Genomic DNA, 12,171 nt, shown 5'->3' with positions numbered 1-12,171 from the left:
GCTTCAATGAAAAAGATTTTGGTGGTGACTGCAGTGCTTGCATTAATGGGTTGTGCAGAAAAGAAACCCTTAACCCCTGAAGAACAATGGCAAGGCTATTGCCGAAGTGTTGGCAATGCTGCGCGTACCATCATGCTAGATCGTCAAAATGCGATTGAAAAAGAACGTGCCATTGAGCATGCCAATAAAATTGAAGATGACATTACCCGTAATTTTATCTCAGAGATTATTGAGCAAGTATATGCATTGCCACTTGAAGAAATTAATGGTGATGTTGATGCGGCACGTGAAAAAGTCCGTACGCAATTTACTGAAAAATGTATCGCGACCCCGCATGATAAAATGCCTGATTACAAACCGTTCTAAAAGAACGGTTTTTTTATGAATTAAAATTGAAATATGTTTTGTACCTCTATATCTTTTATCAAAAATAGCCTAAGTAAATAAAACGTCTAAAACTAAAATAAATAACAAATAAATTGTGACAAGTTCTAAATCTTAAAACTGGCAAAGCTTATCTTTTTCATGAATAATTAAAAAGATAACAAAAACAGTAGGAGCGCATAATGGAAGTGGTTGCTTACCTGCATAATGCAGATTTGCTCTTAGAAGATGAACAAGGTGTCGCAGTGATTGGCGGCAGTCATTATGTTTTAAGTTTAGGTGATCGGGTGTATTTACGTCAGCAAATTGATGCACCTGCAAAGATATATCAAGTTCAAATTTCGTTTACCAGTGCAGAACATTGCATGCTGCATGAAGATGAAATTCAACTCAAGTTTGAAGGTAGTCGTGAACAATTACAGCACTATCTTCAAGCTACGACAGTACACTAAGGTGGAATATCATTCATTCATTAGAACAGGCAACATGAGCGTTGCCTTTTTTACGAGTTAAACTTTAGGCGAAAAGTTAGTGTACATACAGACAAAGTTAAAATTAAGTCGTGTTTTGCCTGTAAATTGAACAATATGCGCATCATTTAGTTATAAAATAATGGGCATCACAAAGAAACACTCTAGTTGCATTAACTTTTAACCTGAAGTTTAGTAAAATTTTGCAGTCCATATTGTTTGTGATGCTTTAAAAGCAGGAATTCACAAATAATTTTTTAAAAAAGAGGAATAACACCGTGCTAGAAGCTTACCGCCAACACGTTGAAGAACGTGCCGCACTCGGAGTCCCACCGAAGCCACTTGATGATGTGCAAACAGCTGCATTAGTTGAATTATTAAAAAATCCACCAGCAGGCGAAGAAGCTTATTTGGTTGATTTGATTGAAAACCGTGTACCTGCAGGTGTTGACCAAGCGGCATACGTTAAAGCTGCTTTCTTAGCTGCTGTAGCAAAAGGTGAAGCAACCTCTCCACTCGTTTCTAAAGAACGTGCAGTTTACTTACTAGGCACAATGCTTGGTGGTTATAACGTAGCACCTTTAGTAGAGCTTTTAGACAATGCTGAATTGGCTGGCTTAGCAGCTGAAGCATTGAAAAATACTTTGCTTGTATTTGATGCGTTCCATGACGTAGCAGACAAAGCAAAAGCAGGTAACGAAAACGCGAAAGCAGTTTTACAATCTTGGGCTGATGCTGAATGGTTCACTAGCCGTAAAGATGTACCTGAAGAAATCAAACTTACAGTGTTTAAAGTTACTGGCGAAACCAACACTGACGACTTGTCACCTGCACAAGACGCTTGGAGCCGTCCAGACATTCCATTGCACGCAAATGCAATGTTGAAAAACGTACGTGATGGCATCAACCCAGAAGTTCCTGGTGAAGTTGGTCCATTAAACCAAATCAAAGACCTTATCGCGAAAGGCAACCAAGTTGCTTACGTGGGTGACGTTGTTGGTACAGGTTCTTCTCGTAAGTCTGCAACTAACTCTGTACTTTGGTTCTTCGGTGATGAAATCGCGCACATTCCAAACAAAAAAGATGGCGGCTACTGCTTAGGTGGTAAAATTGCGCCAATCTTCTTTAACACAATGGAAGATGCGGGTGCTTTACCAGTAGAAATCGACGTTTCTAACATGAACATGGGTGATGAAATCACGCTTAAAATCGACCATGCTGCTGCTAAAGTAACAGCGTTCAAAGACGGCGCACAAATCGCTGAATCTGAACTTAAAACTCCAGTGCTTCTAGACGAAGTACGTGCAGGCGGTCGTATTAACTTGATCGTTGGTCGTGGTTTGACAGCTAAAGCGCGTGAAGCTTTAGGTCTTGCACCATCTACTTTGTTCCGTACTCCAGTACAACCTGAAAACACAGGCAAAGGCTTCACTCAAGCTCAAAAAATGGTAGGTCGCGCTTGTGGTCTTCCAGAAGGTCAAGGTGTTCGTCCAGGTACTTACTGCGAACCTAAGATGACTACTGTTGGTTCTCAAGATACAACAGGTCCAATGACACGTGACGAATTAAAAGATTTAGCTTGTTTAGGTTTCTCTGCAGACTTAGTAATGCAATCTTTCTGTCACACAGCTGCGTATCCAAAACCAGTTGACGTTCAAATGCAACACACGCTTCCTGACTTCATCATGAACCGTGGTGGTGTTTCTTTACGTCCAGGTGACGGTATTATCCACTCTTGGTTAAACCGTATGCTTCTTCCAGATACAGTAGGTACTGGTGGTGACTCGCATACTCGTTTCCCAATTGGTATTTCTTTCCCAGCGGGTTCTGGTCTTGTAGCGTTCGCTGCAGCAACTGGTGTTATGCCACTTGACATGCCTGAGTCTGTACTTGTGAAGTTCAAAGGTAAAATGCAGCCTGGTATCACTTTACGTGACCTTGTACATGCGATTCCTTACTACGCAATTAAAGAAGGTGACTTAACTGTAGAGAAGAAAGGTAAGAAAAACATCTTCTCTGGTCGTATCTTAGAAATCGACTTAACAGAAATGGAAACTGACTTAACAGTTGAACAAGCATTTGAATTGTCTGATGCTTCTGCTGAGCGTTCAGCTGCAGGTTGTTCTATCACACTTTCTGAAGAGAAAGTTGCTGAATACCTTCGTTCAAACATCACCATGCTTAAGTGGATGATTTCTGAAGGTTATGGCGATGCGCGTACTATGGCTCGTCGTGTTGAGAACATGGAAAAATGGTTAGCGAACCCATCACTTCTTAAAGCTGATGCTGACGCTGAATACACTAAAGTGTATGAAATTGACCTTGCAGACATCAAAGAACCAATCCTTTGCTGCCCGAACGATCCAGATGATGCAAAACTTCTTTCTGACGTTCAAGGTGACAAAATTGATGAAGTGTTCATCGGTTCTTGTATGACAAACATCGGCCACTTCCGTGCTGCTGGTAAGTTATTAGACAAAGTTCCTGGTGGTTCTTTATCTACTCGTCTATGGTTAGCGCCTCCAACTCGTATGGACGAGCGTCAACTTATGGAAGAAGGCTTCTACAACACTTATGGTAAAGCGGGTGCGCGTACAGAAATGCCAGGTTGTTCATTATGTATGGGTAACCAAGCACGTGTAGCACCGAACACAACTGTAGTATCTACTTCTACACGTAACTTCCCGAACCGTTTAGGTCAAGGTGCAAACGTTTACTTAGCTTCTGCTGAGCTTGCATCTGTTGCAGCGGTACTTGGTAAGTTACCAACACCAGAAGAATACCAACAGTACGCTTCTCAAATCGACAGCATGTCTGCTGACATCTACAAGTACTTGAACTTTGACCAGATGGAAAGCTACACAGACGCTGCTGCGAATGTAGACACCAAGAAAATTGCTGCTGCTCAGTTGACCTAAGTTAGGAAAAGCAAACGCAAGAGCAAATCTATGATTTGTTCGAGTGTTGAGCGATAAGCAAGATCAAATAAGGGCTGATTATTCAGCCCTTATTTTTATGTGTAAAATTTCAATCTAATAATGAATGACATTTAAAACAGCATAGATTGTGATATTTCAGCTTGCCTAGCTGATTTTAAAAATAGGGGCGTAAGCTATGAAATAAATTAGGATTTAACTTATTAAAACAATATAAATTTGCCTATCAATACCGTTCGTCATAAAATAATGTAAACTGCGTCACAAAATATAATGGATTAATGCTGGTATTCAATTTTAATTATAATTTTTGGTAAAAACTTTGTTGAAATGAACTACTTAGTTTTAATTTTAATGAAATTGGATATTTTTTAATAACTTACTATAATGATTGTAAAATTATGTAATTAAAATGTGTCATATTATTAATGCATTGACCAATTAAAAAAATTTTGCGTCTCTCTTTAAATATGAAACTGGGTTGTTTTTATGAATTTAATAGAAACAGTTTTTGACTTTAAAGCGCTTTCAATGCAGCAGCAATCGTATTTTTTTGAAAAAATTTATCAATTCGATCAAAAAATCTTTCCAAATTCGAGTTTAGAAGAATTTAAAGCCTTTGTTTATGACCCCGATGCAATCGCAGTCACGGTTATTCAATATCATGATCGAGATCAAGTGGTTGGGCAAAATGTTATTCCTTTTATTTTGATTCATTATAATGAACAGCCTATGCATGTGGTCAATTCACGAGCGGGTTTTTTGTCTGAATATCAAAAACAAAATTTGACGATTCCAAGTGCAGTCAAAGCCATGTTGAATCGACGCTTAAAAAATCCATTTATTCCATTGTGGTTTGTGATTAGCATTAATCAACCGAAGATTTATTCTTTGTTTGCTTCGCGTTCTAAAAGTTTTTTCCCAAGAGTCGGGAAAACTATGCCTAAGGAATATCATGAAGTTTTGCAGCTTATGGCGGCACGGTATCCTGAAATTCAAAAGCGCGGTGAAGGCGTATATGTGCATGAAACTCATTCTCCAGCACGAAGTTTTGAGCAACTGATGCATTTGAGAATTCCGCAAGATGTACATTCCAATTTCTTTTTGCAGCACGCGCCTGATTATTTTGATGGTTGGGGCATTATGTGTATTTGTAAATTAGACGGTAAAACTTTATCTGAAACGGCACTCAATTTAGCACTAAACAGAAAAGTGGATTAGGTGCTTATCACATCGAAAAACTGTAATCCTCTGTACGTATCCTGTTGACTCTATACTGCAGTAGATGATGAATTTGGGCAGTGATGGGGTGTAACCATCATCTTCACCAAAGTTTTATTGAGTGAAATAATGATCTTGATGTTTGCAGTTGCGACAAAATAAGGACACATAATTTTCTGCGTCATAATCGACAGTCAGTTCATCCGATCCGCAGTGCATACAGCGTTTAAGTGAATAAAATTTAAGTCGTGCTTCAATTTTTCGCCAAGAACGCCACACAGGTTGAAAGAAAATCCTTTCGTCATAACCCAAAAAGCGGAAGAATAAAATTTCGCTCATATAGCTGAAAGGCAAATTAGGCGGGCGTGGCAGGGTAGAGGTCTCCCATTTTTCAGCCACTGACCGTTCTCGGTATTGCTGCACAGTCTTTTTCAGTAAATTGGTATTAATAAAGTTTTCATTACGCGGTTTGAGTGCTTTTTGTTGGTATAAAAATTCCAAAGCAGTTTGCACCAAGTAATAAATTTGCCCAACCGCCAAGACATCTAAAAGTCGGTAGCAAAAGCTCTGAAAACTATGGTTGCCCGCAATTTGTATTCCCCAAGTCCGACAATAAAATTGCATAAACTGCACAATCTCTTGATACAGCAATAAATACAGCGCATCTTTGACTTCATCTGCTGTTTTGAACGGTGTGCCCATACTCAGATTTTCATAAAACCAATAACGTAATTGTTGTGCAATGCTGAATAAGCTTGGTTCAGAATAACCATCTAAACGGACATTGATATAATATTGCTGCGCATTTTCCGCAAAATCTTTGGCAATTAATATTTGCTCTTTTAGCAAATGTTTGATCATGCCGTGCTGGAAAAAATAGTTGGGGGTAATATTTAAATACTTGATTTTTTCCCAATCTATAAATTCTTCATGTGGAATATGTTCCTGTGCATGCTGATCTAAAATACTCAATAAAAATAATTTATCTATAAAACGCAGCTGATTTAATTCGCGTTCAGGTGCATCCTGTTTTTTGAATTTTTGTTGTTCTTGCAAGCGGGTTTCCGCCATGATTTTTTTGCGTTGTTGGGTACAGCTTGCGCAATGACAGTTTTGTTGTTGGCTATTTTGAAAGATGCGATGTTCACAATGACTACATTGGTGAAAATTTAATTCCTGCTCATATTGTTCTGCTTCTACCCAATACATAGATGCCTGACACAAAGGGCATAATGTGCTTTCATCTAATTGTTTTTGCAGAATTTGTAGCATTGTGAAATAGAAGCTCAAGTAAATCGTGATATGTCATTATACATGGCTTGTGTACTGAAAAGTGGAAGCTTCTGTGCTTTTGATCATCATCAAAATTAGCCTGTGTTGGTCGTATTTGAAGTGAAGTTGCATATCAAAATATTAAATTTACGCGTAATAGCAATACAGGTATTGATTTAAACAGTCTGCTTTTATGTTACTTGTACAGGATTAATCCAGATAGGATTGAAAAGCTTGGGTTGAGCACCCATATAAATCAGCATTGTTGAATAAGACTGAAATAGATTGTGCGCAGACAGATGTTGAAAGTTGTCGTATGATCATTGCAACTTTACAAAAACAAGCGCATCGCCACAAAGAATGAGGACAAGATGAATATTGCAGCAAATCCTATGGTTGAAGCCAGCCAAACTATCTATTTAAAAGACTATCAAAAACCTTCATTCTTGGTAGATGCTGTAGAGCTAGATATTCAAGTCTATGCAGATTACACCCAAGTGGGTGCAACATTGAAAATGCAGCGTCAGACTGCAGGCGATTTGGTGTTATTGGGCCGTGATTTAGAATTGAAATCTATTATTTTGAATGGCACGGAATTATCGGAAAGTGACTATCAATTAGATAGTGAGCAGCTTCGCATTGCAAATGCACCTGATCAAGTCACGTTAGAAACCATCGTGATCATTCATCCTGAAAGCAATACGCAACTTGAAGGCTTATATCAGGCAAGTTCTGATTTATTTGTTACCCAAAACGAGCCTGAAGGTTTCCGTAAAATTACCTTCTATCCTGACCGCCCAGACGTATTGTCGGTATTTACCACACGTGTTGAAGCCGATAAAAAATATCCTGTGTTATTGGCAAACGGCAACTTGTTAGAAACAGGTGAAGCAGGCGAAGGTCGTCATTATGCGATTTGGCAAGACCCGACCAAAAAGCCAAGCTATTTATTTGCTTGTGTGATTGGCGATTTGGCAGTCATGAAAGACCATTATGTGACATCTGAAGGGCGTAATGTTGCACTGGAAATTTATGCAGAAGAAAAAGACATTCCAAAATGCAAAATTGCTATGCAAGCGTTAAAACATTCGATGCGTTGGGATGAAGAACACTATGGTCTGCCGTATGATTTAGATAATTATATGATTGTGGCGACCAGTGCCTTCAATATGGGCGCAATGGAAAATAAAGGTCTGAATATTTTCAATACGTCATGTGTATTGGCCGATGAAGAATACACCACAGATGCCGCAATTATGCGCGTACAGTCCGTGATTGCGCATGAATATTTTCATAACTGGACAGGTAACCGTATTACTTGCCGCGATTGGTTCCAGTTGTGTTTAAAAGAAGGTTTAACGGTGTTCCGTGACCAATCTTTCTCTGAAGATTTACAGTCTGCCGCAGTACAGCGTATTGATGATGTGGCGGTGCTCAAAGCACATCAATTCCCCGAAGATTCTGGCCCGTTATCGCACCCGCCACGTCCAGATCATTTTGTAGAAATTAATAACTTCTATACCGCAACAGTCTATGAAAAAGGTGCGGAAATTAACCGCATGATGTCGACTTTACTCGGTAAAGAAAAATTCCGTAAAGGTAGTGATGAATATTTCCGTCGTCATGATGGACAAGCAGTCACGGTTGAAGATTGGGTCAATGCTTTAAGCGCAGGTTCAGGTGTTGATTTATCTAATTTCCTGACTTGGTACAATCAACCAGGCACACCAAAGCTTGAAGTGCAGGGCGAATACGATGCGGCTGCGCAGGTTTATCGTTTAAATTTAGAACAAAGTCTGAAAAGCAATGCCAAATATCCAAACTTAAAAGCATTGCCTATTCCTGTTGCATTGGCATTGTTCAATGCAGAAACAGGCGAGCAATATATTTTGCAGTCTGAAGCTTTGGTTGAAAACTCAGTAAAAGATGGTGTGTATTTGTTTGATCAGGCACAAGCAAGTATTGAATTTAGCGGTATAACTGCGCATCCCGTTGTTTCTTTATTGCGTAATTTTTCTGCACCTGTGAATTTAGAATTTAACTATTCTAATGATGAATTGGCATTTTTAATGCAGCACGAAACCAATGGCTTTAACCAGTGGCAGGCGACTCAGACTCTATTGGAACGTATTTTATTGGAAGAACATGCAGCAGATACTTATTTGCAAGCCATGAAAAATACAGTACCTGCTTTAATTGAAAAAGATCCTTTGTTGGCATCACGTATTTTTGATGTACCTTCTGAAGGCTATTTGGGCAGCCGTATTGATCAAAATTATCAACCTGAAAAAATTCAGCAACAACGCAATGCGCTGTTAGATACATTAGCGCGCGAACTTGGTGCATTCTGCAAAGAAACCTATTTAAGCCTTGATCCAGACATGCAGCAAGATTTCTCTCAGGCAATGGGTGTACGTGCTTTAAAGAATATCATGTTGGCGTTAATGGCACGTCAGGGCGATGCCGAAGCGTTTGAGCTGGCAAAGCAGCAATACCAAACAACTCGAAATATGTCTGAGCGTTTAGGGGCATTGCGTGTCTTGGTGTGGAATGATGCACCGCAAGCCAAAGCTGCTTTGGAAGATTTTTATACACGTTTTAAAGATGAAGCTTTAGCACTTGATCAATGGTTTATGGTTCAAGCTTCACATCCAAAAGCGACAGCTGAAACCATTCAGGCTTTAACTGCACATCCTGATTATGATTTGGGTACACCTAACCGTATTCGTTCAGTCAGTGGTGGTTTAAATAGCAACCCTGTGAATACATGGAGTTTTGGTGTTCAGCATTTTATTGACTTAGCCAAGTATTTAGATGAGAAAAACCCAATTGTAGGTTCGCGTTTATTGCAGGTGTTGTCGCGTTGGTACACTTTGGCAGAGCCACAACGTAACCAAGTGCAAGCAGCGTTGCTAAATTTGCAGTCTGTGGTGAAATCTAAAAACGTGGTTGAAACCCTAAATAGTATGTTAGAGGTTTAAGTTAAAAAACTAAAAGCCATTTCATCAATTCGTTGAAATGGCTTTTTTGTGGCTGGAATACATTAAAAATAATCTAGCTTAGTCACAACGAATTTGATATTCATTTTTATAGTTGGTGTAAGTTTCATTTAATTCAGCAAGTAATTTTTTCTCGTTATATTGCCGATCTTCAGGTTTAGAATTTTTAAGTACAATTGGCATATATTCATGTTTGTAAATCTGCGTATATTCTTCACAAATAATATGTTTGCGCTCATCTGCAGAATAGTTATCTAAATCGCGAAGCAAGATTTCATTCATTTTGGTATTGATGAGATCGAGTTCATCAAACATGCTTGGGGCTTGATCTGACGGTTGGGATGGGGAACAGCCGAAAGTGATAAAGCTACATATCAGAACGTAAACCCACTGCTTCACATTGACCCCAATGATAAAAAATCAAATTTATATTATAGCCTTAAAAGCGTAAAATTTAAGTGAATAGTCAGTTTTATTGGCAGTGAAATCAATTGAATGACAGTGTGTCGATTTTGTGTATTTAGACAATATGGCTGACTTGGGAAATGCAGTTTTATGTGTTAGTTTTGATGAAAATGAATGTTTTTCTGCGCTGAATTTCTGCAGATGAGTATCTAAAAAATCACGAAAAATTGAGGCATGAAATGGCTAAACATTATGACTATTTGGTAATTGGGGCAGGAAGTGGTGGTATTGCTTCGGCCAATCGCGCGGCGCAATATGGTAAAAAATGTGCATTAATTGAAGTTGCAGATTTGGGCGGGACTTGTGTCAATGTGGGGTGTGTGCCTAAAAAAGTGATGTGGTATTCTGCGCAAATCGCCGATGCTATTCAAAAATACGGCCCAGATTATGGTTTTAATACTGAATTAAAATCGCATGATTGGAATACGTTAATTCAAAATCGTCAAGCTTATATTCAGCGTATCCATGCATCGTATCAATCAGGTTTAGCTAAAAACAATGTTGATGTGATTCAGGGCTTTGCTCGTTTTGTAAATGAAAAAACAGTTGAAGTAAATCAGCAGCAATACACTGCAGATCACATTTTAATAGCCACAGGAACTGAGCCAACACGTCCAGATATTGAAGGGGCAGAGCTAGGAATTGATTCAAACGGTTTCTTTGAATTGCAACAATTACCAAAACGCACGGCAATTGTCGGTTCGGGTTATATTGCCGTAGAGTTAGCAGGTGTTTTAAATGGGTTGGGTTCAGAAGTTGGATTGTTTATTCGTAAACAATTGCCGCTGCGTAGTTTAGATCAATTTTTAGGTGAAACATTACTTGAATGTATGCGTGATGAACATATCCAAGTGCATACGCAAGCCATTCCAAAGAAAGTCACTCGCCAAGCGGATCAGTCTTTGTTATTACATCTTGAAGATGGTTCACAGCATGAGGTCGATTGTCTGATTTGGGCAGTTGGACGTAAACCAAATACACAAGCATTGAACTTGGCTGCTGCAAATGTGCAGATTGATGAAAAAGGATATATCGCAGTAGATCAATTCCAAAATACCAGCCAAGCAGGTATTTATGCGGTGGGCGATATTATTGGAAAAATTGAGCTGACACCCGTTGCTGTTGCCGCAGGACGTAAATTGTCTGAACGTTTATTCAATCACAAACCAAATGAATATTTAGATTATCAAAATGTTGCCACGGTGGTCTTTAGTCATCCGCCTATTGGTACGGTGGGTTTAAGTGAAGCGCAAGCCATTGAACAGTTTGGGCAAGATCAGGTCAAAGTCTATCAATCTTCTTTTACCTCAATGTACACGGCTGTAACTCAGCATCGTCAAGTGTCTAAAATGAATTTGGTCTGCGTTGGTGATGAACAGAAAGTCGTGGGCGTGCATGGTATTGGCTATGGCATGGATGAAATTTTGCAAGGTTTTGCAGTCGCGGTCAAAATGGGCGCGACCAAGCAAGATTTTGACAATACTGTCGCAATTCATCCAACTGCTGCAGAAGAATTTGTGACTATGCGCTAATGGAGTAGCGTAGTCGCACACAAAGAGTATGGGTTAAAAAAATCCATACTCTTTTTTATTTTTGAAATTTGTAGATAAAAAATCAGAAGATAAACGTCAGAAAGATAAAGTTTGTTATCGTTATTTAGTTAGCCTAATAAGAAACCCACCGAAGTGGGCTTGTGCGATCAAACACCATCCATTGTGTTTGGGGTAGATTATCTCACGAAAATGATTAAGGTTTGATTAAGAAATTTTTATTTTATTAAGTTTATCTTTACAACTTTGTAGTCCATGCTGCAAAGACTTTAAATCTATGTTATAATATAACTTGTACAATAAAAATATCTCTATTCTCTCGTAGTTATTCATCATCATGCTGTGCTGCATTTATTTTCTATGCACTGCAAATTAAGTGTGATGAATGTTGTTGTATTAAAAACTATGCTCAAAATTTTAATTTGAGCTTGATTTGTAAGTTATAAATGAATTGGTGTAAATATTGAAAAAAATGCAAACAATGCTTGCGAAAGCAGTGAATGGTCGCGAAATTATGGTGTCTTTGGTGGCATCAAAGAAAAAGCAAAATACCCGTGATGGTTTTAAATGGGTCGAAGTCGGAAAACATGTGTTGTTGGAATGTGGTCAGGAAATTGAACTGAATTTAGATGGTCGCAGTTTTTATACCGATACGCATGAAATGTTCCGTTTACCGCATCGGGTTAATTAAGTTTTGGTCTGAAATGAATATTCAACCTAGCTAAACTGGATTGCATAATATGTAATTTAACCCGAATTACGGATAAGAAAAGCCCTTGAAAAAAAGGTAGTTAGAGCCATTTAGAAAGTTACGACACAACCCAAAGGCTCTAACTACCATGTACGATTTTACAGAAATTTTTTGTATTGTTGA

The 12,171-nt window shown here is 38.7% G+C and carries 9 protein-coding genes; 7 read left to right on the top strand and 2 right to left on the bottom strand.

The window, feature by feature from the left end; all coding sequences use genetic code 11:
• Window positions 1-6: 6 nt before the first annotated feature.
• The 4 genes from FTV41_RS04780 (at window position 7) to FTV41_RS04765 (ending at window position 5,011) form a co-directional block, all read left to right on the top strand.
• On the top strand, window positions 7-366 hold the full coding sequence (locus tag FTV41_RS04780) for a hypothetical protein (protein WP_104852111.1): 360 nt from the start codon (window positions 7-9) through the stop codon (window positions 364-366).
• A 200-nt stretch (window positions 367-566) separates the two neighbouring features.
• Window positions 567-836 (top strand): hypothetical protein, encoded by a 270-nt coding sequence (locus tag FTV41_RS04775; protein ID WP_004973220.1) that lies wholly within the window; start codon window positions 567-569, stop codon window positions 834-836.
• 296 nt (window positions 837-1,132) lie between these two features.
• Window positions 1,133-3,772: a bifunctional aconitate hydratase 2/2-methylisocitrate dehydratase gene (locus FTV41_RS04770; protein WP_096900892.1), complete on the top strand. Its 2,640-nt coding sequence runs from the start codon at window positions 1,133-1,135 to the stop codon at window positions 3,770-3,772.
• Window positions 3,773-4,279: 507 nt separating this feature from the next.
• Window positions 4,280-5,011: a hypothetical protein gene (locus tag FTV41_RS04765; RefSeq protein WP_004973230.1), complete on the top strand. Its 732-nt coding sequence runs from the start codon at window positions 4,280-4,282 to the stop codon at window positions 5,009-5,011.
• 114 nt (window positions 5,012-5,125) lie between these two features.
• Here FTV41_RS04765 and FTV41_RS04760 read toward each other — a convergent pair whose 3' ends face one another.
• On the bottom strand, window positions 5,126-6,283 hold the full coding sequence (locus FTV41_RS04760) for a hypothetical protein (protein WP_004973232.1): 1,158 nt from the start codon (window positions 6,281-6,283) through the stop codon (window positions 5,126-5,128).
• 371 nt (window positions 6,284-6,654) lie between these two features.
• Here FTV41_RS04760 and pepN point away from each other — a divergent pair, with 371 nt between their 5' ends.
• Window positions 6,655-9,264, top strand: a complete 2,610-nt coding sequence (pepN, locus tag FTV41_RS04755; protein ID WP_154320695.1) for an aminopeptidase N — start codon at window positions 6,655-6,657, stop codon at window positions 9,262-9,264.
• A 78-nt stretch (window positions 9,265-9,342) separates the two neighbouring features.
• Here pepN and FTV41_RS04750 read toward each other — a convergent pair whose 3' ends face one another.
• On the bottom strand, window positions 9,343-9,597 hold the full coding sequence (locus FTV41_RS04750) for a hypothetical protein (RefSeq protein ID WP_004973239.1): 255 nt from the start codon (window positions 9,595-9,597) through the stop codon (window positions 9,343-9,345).
• A gap of 329 nt (window positions 9,598-9,926) precedes the next feature.
• On the opposite strand from FTV41_RS04750, the gene gorA reads away from it, so the two are divergent.
• Window positions 9,927-11,279 carry a glutathione-disulfide reductase gene (gene gorA, locus FTV41_RS04745; RefSeq protein WP_179996202.1) on the top strand — a complete coding sequence of 451 codons (1,353 nt, stop codon included), beginning with the start codon at window positions 9,927-9,929 and terminating at the stop codon, window positions 11,277-11,279.
• 490 nt (window positions 11,280-11,769) lie between these two features.
• A complete protein-coding gene (locus FTV41_RS04740) occupies window positions 11,770-11,988 on the top strand; it encodes a hypothetical protein (protein WP_004973244.1) in 219 nt (72 codons plus the stop codon).
• Window positions 11,989-12,171 lie beyond the last annotated feature (183 nt).

The organism is Acinetobacter sp. YH16051 (genome assembly GCF_013417135.1).
Lineage (GTDB): Bacteria > Pseudomonadota > Gammaproteobacteria > Pseudomonadales > Moraxellaceae > Acinetobacter > Acinetobacter towneri.
This window is presented reverse-complemented; position numbering and strand designations above follow the sequence as displayed.